Annotated in this window: 2 protein-coding genes; both read right to left on the reverse strand. The window is 56.5% G+C overall.

The window, feature by feature from the left end:
- Window positions 1-43 precede the first annotated feature (43 nt).
- Window positions 44-12199 (reverse strand): putative Ig domain-containing protein, encoded by a 12156-nt coding sequence (locus AC23NW_RS03730; protein ID WP_487447805.1) that lies wholly within the window; start codon window positions 12197-12199, stop codon window positions 44-46.
- A 296-nt stretch (window positions 12200-12495) separates the two neighbouring features.
- Window positions 12496-18933 (reverse strand): putative Ig domain-containing protein, encoded by a 6438-nt coding sequence (locus AC23NW_RS03735; protein ID WP_487447806.1) that lies wholly within the window; start codon window positions 18931-18933, stop codon window positions 12496-12498.
- Between the last annotated feature and the right edge of the window lie 521 nt (window positions 18934-19454).

Raw genomic sequence — 19454 nt, forward strand, 5'->3', positions numbered from 1 at the left:
GGGAGAGCGTTTGCCGTTAGACTATCCTTGTGTCGGACGCCGGTTACTGGCGGACAACCTTAACTACTTTTGTGCGGGTTGGTGAGCTTACCTGCAACAGATAAACTCCGGCAGCGCGGCTGAGCGGTACGCGTACGCGTTCGGCAGCACCGGCCTGATCAACGTGTTGTTCGCTGATGGCGTTTCCGGTCGGATCGGCCACACGCAGGCGCAGCGGTTCGCCTTCGGCACCACGGATGATTACCTCAACCGCGTCGCTGTTGGTCGGGTTACCCAGCACCGTTACATCGAGCGATGGCGTAACACCGGTAGCTTCACGGGCACGGCCGCGGCAATACGCGCGGGCATCGAATGAATACTGTACCACAACCCCGCTCTGAATCGCCCGGATAATGAACGGCTGTACGTTTGGCTTGTCGTTCCGCACGTCAACCGATACTTCTTCATCCATCTGATCATAACAGTCGTTGGTCGGCACCGTAATACCGATAGCCGCAAACGTGATCGGCGAGCCGTTACCACCCCGTGTATTGAACTTGATTACCCCTGTCTGGCAGTTGTAATCCGGTTGCAGTAAGTCAAGCTGCTGACCGAGCGTAGCCGGATCACTGCCGCAACCAGGGTTCGGTAATACCGTGAGCTGGTAGGTGACACTGGCCGAACCACCCTGCGGATCGAAGGCCGTTACCGTAATCGGATACACACCGTTGATCAGCGGGAAGCCACTGATGACGTTACCGTTTACATCTAACCGGCGCGGTGCACCGGAGATTCGGTACGTCAGCGCCTGATTTTCCGGATCACGGAACACAGTAGACGGAATCGTGTACGTGTAGAAAACACCTACCGTAGCCGTCTGATTCGGGATTGATCCGGTAACGATTGGCGGCTGGTTACCCGCTGTCGGCTGATTTACCGTGAAGCGGAAAGTACCGGTCGCAAACAGACGCTGCGGGTCGAAACCAAAGATGTAAACCGGTTCGTAAACCCCTGCCGTAAGCGGCGTACCTGAAATCACACCATTCAGGAGGATGATTCCCGGTGGCAGACCGCCGGCACCCAGCGTGATGGCTTCATTTTCCGGATCGCTGAACAGCGTCTTCGGCAGCGTATAGCTGAACGGAACGCCTACGATACCCACCAGATTCTGCAGACCACCGTTGTAAACCGGCGCCTGATTCGGTGTCTGACCGGCACAAGGCGTACGGAAGTTATACACAAAGGTCACCGTTGAGGTCGGATCGTTCACGTAACGCGCCATAACCGTAATCGTCGACTGGTTCTGATCGTTGCGCAGTTCGGCTTCGATAGTACCGTTCGGATTCGTGCTATATGGTGCAGCGTTGTTCAGGCGGACACCGATCGCAAAGTATTCAACCGTACGGGATGGATCACCGCCGGTGCGGTTAAAGACAATCGCGCCGGTCTGGCAGTTGTAGCTGACAACGGTCACGCCCAGCGGTGTGCCGACAACCGGTGCCGGATTAACCGTGATGGTAAATGAGCCGGTAGTCGAAGCTCCCTGCGGATCCTGCGCCAGGATGGTTACGGCGTAAGCACCCTGCAGCTGCGGTGTACCGCTGATCGTACGGCCGGTTAACGTCAGACCCGGTGGCAGGCCAACCGCCGTGAATGTCAGGGTCTGACCTTCCGGATCGGTAAAGGCATTGGCCGGGAATGTATACGTAAACGGTGTGCCTACCGTACCCACCTGGTTTGCCAGTGAGCCGTTATAGACAGGAGCGCTGTTGCCCTGACTACCGCAGAATGCGCGGAAGTTGAACGTAGTCGTTACCACACTGCTGGCATCACCCACATAGCGGGCAAACACCACAATGCTCGTCATCGTCGGATCGTTGCGGATATCGGCACCGATCGTGGCGAACGGCGACGTGGTCCAGGCAGTAGCGTTAAGCGCCAGGTACTCAACCTGACGGCTTGGATCGCCGCCGATACGGCCGAATGTAATGGCGCCCGTTATACAGTTGTAGGCAGCAACGGTAACACCCAGCGGCCCGCTGATAACCGGTGCCGGTGCTACGTTCAGGATGAACACGGATGTTGCCGTGCCTCCTTTACCGTCATTGGCCGTTACCGATACCGGGAAGGTACCCGATACGGATGGTGCCCCGCTGATTACCCCTGTATTCGGGTTAATGCTCAGACCGTTTGGCAGACCACCTGCCGCGAAGGTCAGCGGATCGCCGTTCGGATCGGTGAAGGCACCGGCAGTAGTCGTACTGAACGCTACGTTGACCGTCGCCGATTGCGGTGACGGGATACCGTTGCCAACCAGAACCGGTGGCTGGTTAAGCGCTGCTGCCGGCACTACGTTCAGGATGAACGGTGCCGAAGCGATGCCACCCTTGCCGTCGTTGGCCGTTACGATTACACCGAAGATACCTGATACCGATGGTACACCGCTGATCAGGCCTGTGCCCGGGTTAATCGCCAGACCGGTTGGTAAGCCGGCAACTGTATAGCTGAGCGGATCGCCGTTCGGATCGGAGAACGCACCGGCCGTTGTGGTACTGAACGCTACCCCTACCGTGGCCGATTGTGGCGACGGGATGCCGTTGCCGACAATTACCGGTGGCAGGTTCACGGTCGGAGCCGGGTAAACCATCAGGATAAAGATAGACGAAGCCGAACCGCCTCTGCCATCGCTGGCAAAAACAGTGATCGCATACGTACCCGATACCGATGGTACGCCGGTAATCAGACCGGTTGACGGAATGATGACCAGACCCGTTGGCAGACCGGTTGCCGAGAACGACAGCGGATCACCGTTCGGATCGGAGAACGCACCGGCCGTTGTGGTGCTGAATGCTACACCGACCGTTGCTGATTGCGGCGAAGGCAGACCGTTGCCAACGATGACCGGTGGCAGGTTTACGGTTGCCGCCGGTACCACGTTCAGGATGAAGGCTGCCTGAGCAGTGCCTCCCTTACCATCGCCCGCCGTTACGATAATGCCGTAATTGCCGGCTGTCGTTGGTACACCTGTGATCTGACCGGTTGTCGGGTTAATACTCAGGCCGTTTGGCAGCCCTTGTGCCGAGAAGGTCAGCGGATCGCCGTTCGGATCAGAGAATGCACCGGCTGTGGTCGTACTGAAGGCCAGACCCACCGTTGCCGATTGCGGCGATGGCAGCCCGTTGCCGACAATGACCGGCGGCAGGTTAGGTCCCTGAGCCGGGAAGACATTCAGAATGAACGTCGACGAAGCAGAACCACCTTTGCCGTCATTGGCAATGACCGTAACACCGAAGGTGCCCGAAGCGGATGGAACGCCGGTAATTACCCCGGTCGACGGGATAATGCTCAGGCCGTTTGGCAGCCCTTGTGCCGAGAAGGTCAGCGGATCACCGTTCGGATCGGTGAAGGCACCGGCCGTCGTCGTGCTGAAGGCAACGTTCACCGTAGCCGATTGCGGCGACGGGATACCGTTGCCAACCAGTGTCGGCGGCTGATTGACCACCGGCGCCGGCACTACGTTCAGGATAAAGGCTGCCTGTGCTGTGCCTCCCTTGCCGTCATTGGCCGTTACGATAACACCAAAGCTTCCGGTAACCGAAGGTACGCCGCTGATCACACCCGTTGACGGAATGATGCTCAGCCCTGTTGGCAGCCCTTGTGCCGAGAAGGTGAGCGGGTCACCGTTCGGATCGGTGAAGGCACCGGCCGTTGTTGTACTGAATGCGATGCCCACCGTTGCTGATTGCGGCGATGGCAGCCCGTTGCCAACAATTGTCGGCGGCTGGTTGACCACTGCAGCAGGGGATACATTCAGAATAAATACTGAAGAAGCAAAACCGCCTTTACCATCGTTGGCTGTTACCGAAACCGGGAAGGTACCCGACACCGATGGAACACCGCTGATCACACCCGTTGACGGCGTGATGTTCAGACCGGCCGGTAAACCGGCAACCGAGAAGGTGAGCGGATCGCCGTTTGCATCGGAGAACGCACCGGCGGTTGTCGTGCTGAACGCTACGCCTACCGTGGCTGACTGTGGTGATGGCAGACCATTGCCCACCAGAGCCGGTGGTACATTTACGGTCGGCGCCGGTGCCACATTCAGGAAGAAGAACGCCTGAGCACTGCCGCCGCGGTTGTCGTTGGCGGTTACGACGATACCAAATACACCGGATTGTGAAGCGATACCGCTGATCAGACCCGTTGCCGGATTAATCGATAAACCGGTTGGCAGACCACTCGTAGAGAACGTCAGCGCATCGCCGTTCGGATCGAAGAACGCACCGGCCGTTGTCGTGCTGAAGACCACACCGACCGTTGTTGACTGTGGTGACGGGATAACACCGGCAAGCGGCGGCAGGTTAATGGCCGGCGCCGGCGAAATGTTCAGCGTAAACGGTGCTGAAGCCGTACCTCCCTTACCGTCATTGGCAAATACCGTGACGCCGAATGAGCCGGACTGGGTTGGTACACCACTGATCACACCCGTTGTCGGGTTGATGGCCAGACCCGATGGCAGACCGGTTGTTGAGAAGGTCAGCGGATCACCGTTCGGATCGGAGAATGCTCCGGCTGTGGTGGTGCTGAACGCTACATTGACCGTACCTGACTGTGGTGATGGCAGTGAAGCAATCACGCTTGGCGGCAGGTTTGTTGCCGGCAGCGGTACCACATTCAGTACGAAGGCTGACTGAGCCGTGCCACCTCTTCCGTCGCTGGCTGTCACGACAATACCGAAGCTGCCTGAAACGGATGGTACACCGCTGATCAGACCTGTGCCCGGGCTGATGGCCAGACCGGTCGGTAAGCCTGTTGCCGTAAAGCTGAGCGGATCACCGTTCGGATCGGAGAACGCACCCGCTGTTGTCGTGCTGAACGCAATGGTTACCGTGGCTGATTGCGGTGATGGAATACCATTACCCACAATAACTGGCGGCAGGTTGATGGCCGGAGCCGGCGAAACGTTCAGGATAAAGAACGACTGCGCCGTACCGCCTTTGCCATCGCTGGCTGAAACCGAAACCGGGAACGTGCCTGATACCGACGGAATACCGCTGATCACACCGTTGGTTGGTGAAATAGCTAAACCGGCAGGCAGGCCACTGGCTGCAAAGGTGAGCGGATCGCCGTTCGGATCGGTGAACGCACCCGCTGTTGTCGTGCTGAACGCTACACCTACCGTGGCTGACTGCGGCGACGGAATACCGTTGCCGACGATGCTTGGCGGCAGGTTGGTTACGGCTGCCGGTACCACGTTGATCACGAGAGCTGCCTGTACGGAACCACCGCGTCCGTCACTGGCCGTGACGATAACGCCGAATGTACCCGATACGGATGGCGTACCGCTGATGATACCGTTATTCAGACCCATGGTCAGGCCATTCGGCAGGTTGCTGGCCGAGAAGGTGAGCGGATCACCGTTCGGGTCAGAGAACGCACCGGCTGTGGTGGTACTGAAGGCCACACCCACCGTTGCCGATTGCGGCGATGGCAGGTTAGCCAGCAATACCGGTGGCAGGTTGACGGCCGGAGCCGGCGAAACGTTCAGGACAAAGATAGCCTGTGCGGTACCGCCTTTGCCGTCGTTGGCGGTCACCGTGATCGGGAAGTTACCCGAAACCGATGGTACACCGCTGATCACACCCGAGACCGGATCAATGCTCAGACCACCTGGCTGACCGTTTAACGAGAAGGTGAGCGGATCACCGTTCGGATCGAAGAATGCACCGGCTGTGGTGGTACTGAAGGCCACGCCAACCGTTGCTGATTGCGGCGACGGAATATTGCCCGCCAGCGTCGGCGGGGTGTTTGTCGTCGGTGCCGGCGCTACGTTCAGAACATAAACTGCCTGCGCGATACCGCCTTTGCCGTCGTTAGCCGTAACAACAATACCGAATGTACCCGATACGGATGGTACACCACTGATGAATCCGGTTGTCGGATTGATGGTGACGCCGGTCGGTAAGCCTGTTGCTGTAAAGCTGAGCGGATCGCCGTTCGGATCGGAGAACGCACCGGCGGTAGTTGTGCTGTAGGCAAAACCAACCGTTGCTGACTGCGGTGTCGGAATACCGCCGCCGACTATATTCGGTGGCAGGTTACCCGCAGGCGCCGGGAATACGTTCAGAATAAATGTTGACGTGACAGAGCCGCCTTTACCGTCGCTGGCAGTTACCGAAACACCAGCCAGACCAGATGTTGTCGGTACACCGCTGATTACACCGGTAGCCGGATTGATGCCCAGACCAGCCGGTAAACCGGTTGCTGTAAAACTAAGCGGATCGCCGTTTGCATCGAAGAACGCACCGGCTGTGGTGGTGCTGAACGCCACACCAACGGTCGCTGACTGCGGAGACGGAATACCGCCGCCGACCAATGTTGGCGGTGTGTTGTTTACCGGCGCCGGTGCAACATTCAGGATAAAGAAGCCCTGTGCAGTACCACCTTTGCCGTCACTGACCGTTACGATTACACCGGTTGTGCCGGACACTGCCGGTACGCCGCTGATCACACCCGTTGTCGGGTTAATCACCAGACCGGTCGGCAGCCCTGTAGCCGTAAAGCTGAGCGGATCGCCGTTCGGGTCCGTGAAGGCACCGGCCGTTGTCGTGCTGAATGCCACACCCACCGTTGCCGATTGCGGCGTTGGCAGCGCACTTGACAGGAAAGGAGGCTGGTTAACTACCGCTGCCGGTGCTACGTTCAGAATAAACGATGATGATACCGTTCCTCCTTTACCATCGTTGGCGGTTACTGAAACCGGGAATGTACCCGATACCGATGGTACGCCGCTGATCACACCCGTGCCCGGCGTAATGCTCAGACCGGCCGGTAAACCAGACGCCGCATACGTGAGCGGATCGCCGTTCGGATCCGTGAAGTAATTCGCAGCCGGTAAGCTGAAACCAATATTCACCGTTGCTGATTGTGGGGACGGAATACCGCCGCCTACCAGCGTTGGTGACTGGTTGGTTGGTGTCGCATTCACGACGCTTACGCTGACAACGGTACCCGTACTGATACAGGCGCCGTTTACGCAGATCGCAGTGTAGGTAAAGACACCGGTTGTGGTAGCCGGAACCGTAATGAATGAGGTCTGTGCGCCTGTGTTAACCGCACCGCCTACAGAACCGGTATAGCTCAGCACGCCGCTCTGACAGGAGCCCTGGAAGAGCACGTTACCCGAGTTGACCGTTACCGATACGGCTGTCTGGCCACCTGCATAAGCGGTTTGACCGGAAACCGTCGTTACGCTTGGTGCCGGTGTACTCAGCACAGAAACCGGAATCGTAATCGTATTGACAGGGATGCCGGCGATGCGGGCGGTTACCGTAATGGTTGAGGTTCCCGCAGGTAGTCCGCCGATGCTGACCACGCCGTTCGGGCCAATAGCCGACACTGTGGAGTTGACCGGGCCTGTTACGGATAGACTGACCACACCATCGTTGAGGCCGAAGTTCAGCGGAACCAGTGTCAGCGCCAGTGGTGAGCCTAAACAGATTGGCGAGTTCGTCAGTGTATTCAGTAACGGCGAAACGACCGACAGGTTGACGATAGATGTCGGGCTGATACAGCCGTTAGCTCCTGTACAGGTCAGGGTCAGGCTCTGAATGCCGGTTGCCGTTGTCGGTACATTGATAATACCCTGCAATGGTTGCAGCAGTGTACCCAGCGTACCGGTCGGACACAGACCCGACAGTGACAGTGTACTGCCTGTGAGTGCTGTCAGCGTTGCCGGCAGGTTTGGTGCGGCCGGCAGTGGCAGGGAGTTAACCGTTAACGGCTGGTTCAGTACCTGAATACCGGCTACGCTTACGCTGACCGCCAGGGTCGTCGTTGCGGATGATAAACCGGATAAGGTAACAACACCGTTTGAACCGACTGCCGAGGCTGTTACGCCGGTCGGACCGGTGATGGCTACGTTAACAAGCGGATCGGTCAGCAGGAAGTTAGTTGGCAGCAGTGTTAGCGAAACCGGCTGGCCCACGCATACCAGCGGCCCTTGCAGAACGTTCAGCAGCGGCGACACAACCGACAGGTTTGCTACCGTTGCCGGGCTGATACAGCCGTTGGCATCCGTACAGACTACTGTGTAAGACTGTCCGCCCAGAATATTAGTCACAACCGGAATACCCGTGCCACTCAACGCTGTTCCGGAGCTGCCTCCTGAATTTGTGTAGCTCAGAATACCACCGGTAGGGCAGGTGCCCGTCAGTGTCAGGGTTGTGTTTTGTATAACCGACTGCGTTGGTAATAAGCCGGTAACGGCCGAAAGGCTGATGACATTGACCGGAACCGTTATCGGCGCCAGCGGAATGTTGGATACTGACGGCGTGATGGTCAGGTTACTTGTACCCGCCGTTAAGCCACTGATCCGGATCAGACCCGGGCCCAGAACGGTTGTCGTCAGGTTAACCGGACCGCTTACCGACAGGCTAACCAGATTGCTGGTCAGATCGCTCAGCGAGCCGCTGCCCGTCAGTGGCAGGTTCAGTACCTGACCCAGACAGATCGGTGAGATGGCGCCCGGAATCAGACTGCCGCCGATTACACTGAGGTTCAGAATCTGCGTCGGGCTGATACAACCGCCGTTGCTACAGACAAGACTCAGCGTTTGTACACCCGCCGTTGTCGTATTGATCGGAATGATGCCTTGCGTCAGGTTTGACAGTGTACCAAGTATGCCGGTCGGGCACAGACCCGAGAGCGACAGTGTGCTGCCCATGAGTGTGGTCAGTGTCGTCGGCAGGTTCGGCAGAGCAGGCAGCGGCAGGGCCGATACGGATACCGGCAGGCTCAGGATCTGCGTTCCGGCAACGCTCAGGCTAACCGTCAGGGTGGTGGCCGTTGTGCTCAGGCCACCAATCGAAACCACACCGTTTGAACCCAGTGCACCGACTGTTACGCCGGCCGGGCCAGTGATGCCGATACCAATCAGCGGATCGGTCAGGCCGAAGTTGGTTGGCAGCAGTGTCAGGGAAGTTGCCTGACCTACGCAGGCCAGTGCCCCCTGTACTACGTTCAGCACCGGATTCAGGATCGACAGACTCAGCACCTGCGTCGGGCTGATACAGCCGCCATTGTTACACACCAGGCTGAGGGTTTGTACACCCGCTATTGTTGTATTGACCGGGATGATACCGCTCAGCGCTGTCAGGTTGTTTAGTGGTGTCAGTATACTGCCAATTGAACAAAGCCCTGAAAGTGATAACGGCACACCCGCCAGCACCGTCTGACTTACCGGGAGCAATGGTACACCTGGTAGCGGCAGGGCGGATACGGATACCGGCAGACTCAGGATCTGCGTTCCGGCAACGCTCAGGCTAACCGTCAGGGTGGTGGCCGTTGTGCTCAGGCCACCAATCGAAACCACACCGTTTGAACCCAGTGCACCGACTGTTACGCCGGCCGGGCCAGTGATGCCGATACCAATCAGAGGATCAGTCAGACCAAAGTTGGTTGGCAGCAGTGTCAGGGAAGTTGCCTGACCTACGCAGGCCAGTGCCCCCTGTACTACGTTCAGCACCGGATTCAGGATCGACAGACTCAGCACCTGCGTCGGGCTGATACAGCCGCCATTGTTACAGATAATGCTCAGGCTTTGTACACCTGGTGTAGCTGTATTAATTGGAATAATGCCCTGCGTCAGGTTCGACAGCGTGCCCAGTACGCCTGTCGGACAGAGGCCCGAGAGCGACAGCGGAGCACCGGCCAGTGTCGTCAGCGTTGCCGGCAAATTCGGCAAGGCCGGCAATGGCAGTGCCGATACTGATACCGGCAGGTTGATCAGCGGCGTTCCGGCAATGCTGACGCTCACTGTCAGTGAGGTTGCTGTTGTACTCAGACCACCGATAGATACGACACCATTCGATCCTAACGCACCAACAGTTACTCCTGCCGGACCAGTGATGGAAACGTTCACCAGTGGATCGTTAAGCAGGAAGTTGGTTGGCAGCAGTGTCAGCGATGTTGTCTGCCCCACGCAGGCCAATGCACCCTGTACTACATTCAGCACAGGTGCCAGTACATTGATGTTTGCTACCGTTGGCACGCTGAGACAGCCATTCGGGTCAAGACAGACCACCGTCAGTGACTGAATGCCTGTTGTACCAGTCGGAATCGGAATGCCGATTCCGCTGAGAGCCGTTCCCGATCCGCTTGCCGAGCTATAGCTCAGAATACCGGTCGGGCAACTGCCGATCAGGGTCAGCATACCGTTCTGTACCACCGTGTTGGAGGCCAGCAGGCCGGTAACCGGTGCCAGGCTGATGACTGTTACCGGTACCTGAATTGGCGGAACGATAATAGGAGAACCAAGAATTGGTACCAAAGCGCCCGTAATCGTCAGACTATATGTACCTGCCGGTAGGCCGGTAAGGGACAGCACGGAGCCCGGTGAGCTGGTTGTAACCAGAAATCCGTTTGGCCCGGCGATCGAGAGGCTTAATAGCGATGATGTCAAATCAGCCAATAAGCCCGTTCCCAATAAGCTCAGATTCAGTGGTTGACCTAAACAGACCGGATTTGTCGGCAGCGCATTAATCGCATCGCCGATCAGATTGAGGACGTTGATGTTCAGTAACTGCGACGGACTGACGCAACCGCTTGTAACGTTAACGCAAAGCGCGGTCACCGTCTGGATACCCGACGAAACCGTGCTGATCGGAATGATGCCCGCCAGGGAACTACCGCTCAGACCGGTTGAGGTGGCGTAGTTCAGGACACTACCAGCTTCGCAAACGCCTGTCAGGCTTAGCAGTGAGCCAACCGCCGCCGTTTGTGAGGCCAGACCGGTTGGCAGTGCCGGTAATGGCAGAATAGATACCGGAACCGGTAAATTCAGCAGTTCGACCGTACCAACAAGCGGAAGAGAGGCCGAGGCTACCAGCGTCAGGTTATAGTTCCCTGAGGGTAAGCCACCGGTGCCCGTCGGAATGCTGACAATCCCGGTGCCGCCGACTACCACGCTGAAGTTGTTCGGGCCTTTCAGGACAACCATAGCACCAGCCGGCAAACCGACCGGTAATAATCCGGATAAGGTGAGGTTTTGACCGGCACAGGTCGGCCCGCTGGTAGTTACATTCGTTGATGGCGGATTTACCGTCAGCGAAAACGTCGTAGATGTAGAAAGCCCCTGCGGGTCAGATACACTGACTGTAATCGGATAAACGCCGGTTACGGACGGAGTGCCGGTAATAGCCCCCGACGTTGTGCTGATGGTTAGTCCAGTCGGTAAACCGGTGGCGGCATACGCCAGTGTCTGGCCGTCGGGTTCCGTGAACGCGCCTGAGGTCGGTATATTGACCGAACTACCAATGGCCACCGACTGACTGGGAATGACTCCTGTAACTGTTGGTGATGAGTTTAAGGTAGTTGCTGATACAATCAGGTTGTCAACGGCCAGGCTGTGGTCGGTGCCTGTTAAATCAAGAAGCGCATCCGGATCATCAGGGTCTGTCCAGCGAAGCAAAATATATCCACCCGCAGGAATATTGACGTTAATGGTTGCTGTTTTTGTTGTCCGGTTTCCGGCAGCGTTGCCGTCCAGCGTGGTTGCACCACCCGAAAAGTTCGGGCTGACAAAGTTTAAGGCAGAAACAGAAACGGGATTATAGGTGATACCACCCAGACTGATTGCTTCACCGATACCACCTGCGAGCAGGAAGGTCGAATTTAACAGAGAGCCCAGAAGTCCGGACCCTACTGTTCCAAGAGGTACATACTCAAAAAACAACGTCTGTGCCGCTCCGTCACCGTCCCGATACCATTGTTCACCTGTGTACGTGATTGTAAATGAGGTGATCGGAAGGCCAGTGTTATTTTGAATCATAGCCCCGTAACGAATCGGGATTAGACCAACTGCTGAGTTAAGGAGGTTGGAGTTAGAGCCCAGAGCCCGTTCGCTGGTTGTACCAAAACTGTACCCCCCCCCGGTCGGTAAAATACCACTAACCAGATCCGGTGACCCTGTTGAGGCCACAATCAGTGTACGGTTACTGTAGATACCGTCTACATTGCCAACTAACCCGGCCAGGTTTACCGTGATGCCTGCATTCAGGGCATCGAAGTTTTGTGTAAAGCTGCTGGGTGAACTCCCGATCGGTACCTGGAGTCCTAGAACTTGCAGACCATTTTGAGCTAATGCCTTACCGAAAGGCACTAGCAGTACAAGACACAGTAATAACCATGACCTGATGTAGGGAAATAAACGTGTAACCATAAACGATAATTATTTAATTTGGCTGGACTGTTAATTTTTCAATAAAAAAATTAACATGAATTAGCGCGGAATATTACTGAGGATTACGGAATAATGGTATGTTTAGATTTATAAATCTAAGGATTTTTTTATCTTTTTTATTTTGTAGTAAGCAGAGAGTATAATAATCATTATTTGGTTTAATTAAACATGTCGTAAAGAGAAATATGATGTGGTATTTATCTGATGGTCAGTAAACAAACCAGCCGGGAAGTACCTACTTCCCGGCTGGTTTGTTTACATGAAAAGGATGGCAGTTATTGCCGGATCACTTTCACTGTTCTGGCCTTAGCTGGTGTGTGTACCTGGAGTAGATAAGCTCCGGCCGACTGGCCTAGCAGAACCCTTACACGCTGAACGGCTCCGGCTTTTTCAACCCATTGCTCGCCTTGTGCAGTACCGTCCGGATTGGCTACGCGCAGCCGCAGCAGCTGACCTTCAGCACCACGAACATCCACGTCAACCCATTCATCCAGAGTCGGGTTGCCGAGTACCGTCACCTCCAGAGCCGGGGATGCCTCAACGGCTTCACGGCCGGTACGCAGACTGCGGCAATATGCCCGTGCATCAAACGCATACTGCACAATTACGCCGAATTGCTGTGCCCGGATAATAAACGGTTCTACGTTTGGCTTATCATTCCGGACATCCTGCGCTACTTCGGCATCCATCTGGTCAAAACAGTCCGTTGTCGGTACGGTAATACCGATGGCCGAGTAAGTAATGGTACTTCCGTTACCGCCCGCCGTGTTGAACTTAATTACCCCCGTCTGACAGTTATAGTCAGGTTGTAACAGTTGGAGGGTCTGGCCAAGGGTGGTCGGTGCACTACCACAGGTATTGTTCGGCAATACGGTCAGCAGGAAGCTCGTACTGGCTGAACCACCCTGTGGATCGGTTGCTGTTACGGTAATCTGGAAATTACCGTTGGTGAGCGGGAAGCCACTGATCACGCTGCCATTGACATCTAACCGGCGTGGTGCACCGGAAAGGGTGTACGTCAGCGGCTGGCCTTCCGGATCGGTAAAGATGTTGCCCGGAATCGTGTAGGTAAAGAAAATACCCACTGTGGCTGTCTGTGCCGGAATCGTACCGGTCACCAGCGGCGCTTGGTTACCCTGACTCGCCGGATTTACCGTGAACGTCGTGGTCGCCTGAGCGGTACCTCCCTGCGGATCCTGTGCTACGATAGTAACCGGCGTGTACACACCCTGCTGCGTTGGCGTACCGGTGATGACGCGGCCGGTCAGTGAAAGGCCTGCCGGTAAACCGGAGGCGCTGAGCGTGACAGCCTGGCCCTCCGGATCGGTAAACAGACCCGCCGGCAACGTATAGCTGAACGGAACGCCTACCGTACCGGTCAGATTCGGCAGCCCGCCGTTGTAGACCGGTGGCTGATTGCCCTGATTCCCACAGAATGTCCGGAAGTTAAAGACATAGTTCACAACCGAAGCCGGATCGCCTGCATACCGTGCCATTACCGTAATCGATGACTGATTCTGGTCACTACGCAGCTCGTTTTCAATGCGGGCGTTTGGATTCGTACTGTACCCGCGTACCCCGATCGCCATGTATTCAACCACACGGTTCGGATCACCGCCTGTACGGCCAAAGACGATATCACCGGTCTGGCAGTTGTAGCTGAGCACAGTAGCTGCCAGTGGTCCGCCGACAACCGGCGCCGGATTAATCGTGATCGTAAACGTACCCATTTGCGAAGCCCCCTGCGGATCCATCGCCATAATCGTTACGGCATAAACACCCTGTAGCTGCGGTGTACCGCTGATGGTCTGACCGGAAAGCGATACGCCCGCCGGTAGGCCGGTTGCTGTAAACGTCAGCGCCTGTCCTTCCGGATCGGTAAAGGCGTTGGCCGGGAAGGTATACGTAAATGGTACGCCCACTGTTCCGGTCTGATTCGCCAGTGTTCCGTTGTAGACCGGTGGCTGGTTGCCCTGACCGGCGCAGAATGTCCGGAAATTGAACGCGTAACTGGCGCTGGCACTGCCTTCACCTACATACCGGATAAACACCGTAATACTCGATTGATTCGGATCTGACCGGAGTTCTGACTCAATCCGGCCCGAAGGCGAAGTGCTCCAGCCTTTCACGCCAATCGCCAGGTATTCAACCGGCCGGTTCGGATCACCACCTGTACGGCCAAAGACAATATCACCGGTTGCACAATTATAGCTGACCACCGTTACACCCAGCGGTGCTGTCACTACCATTGCCGGATTGACAATGAGGGTGAAGGCCGTTGTTGCCGATGCATTCTGCGGATCGGTTGCTGTAACGGTGACCGGGAAGTTGCCCGTTACCGACGGAGCTCCCGAAATGACGCCGGTTGCCGGGTTGATGTTCAGCCCTGCCGGTAGTCCGCCAGCCGTGTAGGTCAGCGGATCAACATCGAAGAATGCACCCGCCGTAGTCGTACTGAAAGCGGCGTTGATCGTAGCGAACTGCGGCGATGTCAGATTCCCAACCACCTGTGGTGCCAGGTTCTGCACTGCCTGCGACACTACGTTCAGTACGAAGCTTGACGATGCGGAGGCTCCCTGCGGATCACGGGCAGTAACCGTTACCGCAAAAACACCCGTGACAGACGCACTGCCGCTGATGATTCCGTTGCCCGGATTAATGCTCAATCCTGTTGGCAGTCCCGTTGCCGAGTAGCTCAGCGGCCCGCCATCCGGATCGTTGAACGCATATGCCGTCGGCGTCACGAATGCGGTATTAACCGTTGCCGTCTGTGGCGAAGCCAGCCCGCCATTGGTTACTACCGGTGACTGATTCGCCGGTGCAATGTTGAGCGTAAAGCCGGTTGAGGCCATAGCGCCCTGCGGATCCGTTGCCATGACGATAACCGGGAAGCTGCCCGACTGCGTTGGCGTACCCGAAATAACGCCGGTTGTCGGGTTGATAGTAACCCCGTTCGGTAATCCGGTTGCCGAGTAGCTCAGCGGTCCGCCGTCCGGATCCGTAAAGGCGCCGGCGGTGGTGGTACTGAAGGCTACGCCTACCGTGCCCGACTGTGGATTCGCCAGTGGTGTACCGGTCAGCTGAGGCGCCTGATTGGCAACTGCCTGCGGTGAGACGTTGAGGACAAACGTCGATGAAACGCCGGCATTGGCCGGATCGGTTGCCGTAACGGTTACCGCGAATACGCCGCTGACCGACGGTACGCCCGAGATAATGCCATTCGTTGAATTGATGCCCAGACCGGCCGGTAAACCCGTTGCTGAGTAGCTCAGCGGTCCGCCGTCCGGATCATTGAATGCATAGGCTGTCGGTGTAACAAACGCCTGACCGACGGTTGCGGATTGCGGCGAGTTGATTCCGCTGCCGACCAGTACCGGTGTCTGGTTTGTCGGCGCGATATTCAGCGTAAAGCCGGTTGACGCGGCACTTCCCTGCGGATCTGAAGCAATGACAACGACCGGGAAACTGCCCGACTGCGTTGGTGTACCCGAAATAACGCCGGTCGTTGGATTGATGCTGACGCCGTTTGGCAGACCTGTTGCCGTAAAGCTCAGTGGTCCGCCGTCCGGATCGGTGAAGGCACCGGCGGTGGTGGTGCTGAACGCTACGCCTACCGTGCCCGACTGCGGATTCGCCAGTGGTGTACCGGTCAGCTGAGGCGCCTGGTTCGGCGTATTCTGCGGTGCTACCACCAGTGTGAAACTGGCTGATGCATTTGCTCCCTGCGGATCACTGGCCGTTACTGTAATCGGGAACGTACCACTTACCGAAGGTGCCCCGCTGATAATACCATTTGTATTACCAATGCTGAGACCGCTTGGCAGCCCCGTTGCCGAGTAACTCAGCGGCCCGCCGTCCGGATCCGTAAATACCGTTGAGGTATTCGTCAGGAATGTAGTATTCACGGTTGCGAACTGCGGCGATGTCAGTGTACCGTTAACAACCGGTGCCTGATTCGGAGCCGTTTGTGCGATTACGTTCAGCGTAAAGGTCGATGAAACAGCCGCTCCCTGCGGATCGCTGGCGGTTACGGTTACGGCAAAGCTGCCGGTCACCGACGGTACACCGGAAATAATGCCGTTGCCTGAATTGATAGCCAGACCGGTTGGCAGGCCTGTTGCCGAGTAGCTCAGCGGCCCTCCGTCCGGATCATTAAACGCATAGGCTGTCGGTGTACTGAACGAGGTATTTACCGTAGCCGTCTGCGGGCTGGCAATACCGCTGCCAACAAGCGATGGTGGCTGATTTGCCGGTGAAATAACCAGTACCAGATCGTCGGATACCGAACCGCCCTGACCGTCGTTAGCCGTTACGGTAACGCTGGTCGTACCGGCAACGGTTGGTGTGCCGGAAATCGTACCGGCTGGCGAAAGGACTAATCCGGCCGGTAGGGGCGTGCTGCTGAAGGTAAGCGTGTTGTTGTCCGGATCGCTGAAAGCCGTCGCAACGTTGGTGCTGAAACCAACCCCCACGGTACCCGATTGCGGCGATGGAATACCGCCATTTACTAAGACCGGATTCTGGTTGGTTGGTGATGCCACAATAACGCTGACAATGGTTGTCGGGCTAACGCATCCGCCGTTCACACAGACCGCCGAGTAAGAGATCGTACCGGCCGTTGTGGTTGGTACGTTGATCGGGCTGCTGGTGCCGCTCAGTCCGTTTGAGCCAACATAGCTTAACGAGCCGCCGGAACAACTGGCCGTAAAGACCACCGGATTATTGGACCCCTGTGTAACCGATACCGATGTCTGACCGGCCGGATAGGTCTGACCCACTGTCGGGCTTGACGCAACCGATGGCGGCTGAACGCTGAGCACTGTAACCGGCAGGATAACGCTGGCCACCGGTGCACCCAGCAGATAGGCTGTTACCGTCAGGTTATTGGTGCCGGCTGGTAAGCCGTTGATGGTCAGTACGCCCGGGCCGCCGGCTACTACGTTAAGGTTCGAAACACCGGTAACGGATAAGCTGACCAGATTCAGATCCAGCCCATTGCCGCCTAACAGGGTAAGGCTTAAGGCGTTGCCGAGGCAAACCGGATTGATAACACCCGATGGCGTAAGGGTTCCGTTTACTAACGTCACGTTGACAACCGAGATCGGACTGATACAGCCGTTAGCATCCAGACACACTACCGTATACGACTGTATACCCGCGCTACCGGTGAGCACCGGAATTACACCCGAAGCCGTTGAGCCGGAAGTACCGCTGGTAGACGTATAGTTCAGAATACCTGTCGGACAGGTACCAACAAGATTAAGTGTCGAGCCGGTCAGGCCGCTGACAGATACGAGATTCTGCACCGCAGGCAGGCTGATGACGTTGGTGGCGATTTCTACGGTTGCTACCGGTGTGCCTGATAGAAAGGCCGTCACGGTCAGGATGCCGGGACCCGTTGGCAGACCCGTAACCTGCAACAAACCCGGGCCGAGCACGGTCGCTGAAACGCCGACAGGGCCGGTGACCGACAAACTGATGAGGCCGCTGTTGGCGCCTCCGCCGGTCAGGTCGCTGAGGATACCGCTGCCCAGCAGGCTCAGATTCAGGGGCTGACCCAGACAAATCTGTGATGGTGTGCCGGGTAACACGCTGAGCCCGCCGCCAACGACGGTTACGTTCGCTACCGAGATCGGACTGATACAGCCGTTGCCATCTATACAAACTACCGTATACGACTGTACACCCGCGCTGCCGGTGAGCACCGGAATTACACCCGAAGCCGTTGAGCCGGAAGTACCGCTGGTAGACGTATAGTTGAGGATACCTGTCGGGCAGGTACCTGCAAGGTTAAGCGTTGAGCCGGTCAGGCCGCTGACAGATACGAGATTCTGCACCGCAGGCAGGCTGATGACGTTGGTGGTCAGGGCTACGTTAGCTACCGGTGTCCCTGATAGAAAGGCTGTCACGGTCAGGTTGTTTGGTCCGGCCGGTAGTCCGGTGACCTGCAACAGGCCCGGACCGAGCACGGTCGCTGAAACGCCGACAGGACCGGTGACCGACAAACTAATGAGGCCGCTGTTAATGCCACCGGTGAGGTCGCTCAGAACACCGCTGCCCAGCAAGTTTAGGTTCAGGAGTTGACCCAGACAGATCTGCGAGGGTGTGCCGGGTAACAGAGTAAGCCCGCCGCCGACGACGGTTACGTTCGCTACGGAAACCGGGCTGACACACCCGTTGCCGTCTATACAGACTACCGTATACGACTGTACGCCTGTTGTACCCGTCGGGATGGTTGGATTTCCTGTACCAGTCCCGCTGGTTGACGTATAATTCAGCACACCGGTCGGGCAGGTGCCCGCTAACGTAAGAGTGTTTCCCTGTAGCACTGTTTGTGAAACCAGGTTAGTAACAGCCTGGACCGCATTAGGCAATGTAATGGTAACCGGAACGGTCAAAATCGTTTGACCGAGCAGTACCGCTGTCACAGTCAGGTTGTTGGCTCCGGCCTGAAGCCCGCCGGGGCCGGTAGGCAGGGTGACAACGCCATTTCCGCCAACAACAGCGCTTACCCCGTTAGGGCCGCTGATACGAATTTCCGCTAACTGCGATACGTTAATTGGTACAATACTAAGCGATAACGGCTGACCGAGGCAGATTTGCCCTATGGGTGTAACCGTAGCATTTTGTGCCAGTGCTCCGCTCAGGGACATAGCAAGTACCACCCAAACCAGAAGCCACGGCCTAAGGGTACGAAGTAGTGTTTTTTGCATAAACGTTGAATAAGAGATAGTTGACATGACGATTCAGACAAAGCAATACCAGTCTCCGGTTTTTCCGGAGGTAGGGATAACATGATGCTGAATGCGTTCCAAACGATATAGATGACCCTGCCCCGAAGTAATAAGAAAGCAGAGACCGTTCTTCAGGCAGGTGAGCACCTGAAGCGGAATAAAGCCGGAACAGGCCTTACCCTGGCAGTAAACCGGTCAGCGGTGTGTGGGCCGTCTGACCTCCTGTGGATTTTAAATAGAATAGCTAAGTTGAGGTTTTGCCATAGTCGCTCAGATTTGGGTGAATACTGTTAAAATATGCAAATGTCTGACCAAATGTATTGACGTTATGCATTCAGTCAAAGTCACTGAATAACAAATAGGGTATAGTTTTGCCTGTTTTATGTGGACTTTTATGTTAAAAATGGTAACTAATTATTAAACGGGAACGTAGCCGTGTCTGTAGATCATTTTTTTTAGATTTTATTGGAACTGGCCCGGAATTTGTGTGGTGGCTATAC

The sequence above is a fragment of the Arsenicibacter sp. R0_47 genome (assembly GCF_057652235.1).

Excerpts from the sequence above, each read along its gene's own strand:
- AC23NW_RS03735 (WP_487447806.1), bottom strand. The coding sequence starts at position 18,933 with ATGCAAAAAACACTACTTCGTACCCTTAGGCCGTGGCTTCTGGTTTGG.
- AC23NW_RS03730 (WP_487447805.1), bottom strand. The coding sequence starts at position 12,199 with ATGGTTACACGTTTATTTCCCTACATCAGGTCATGGTTATTACTGTGT.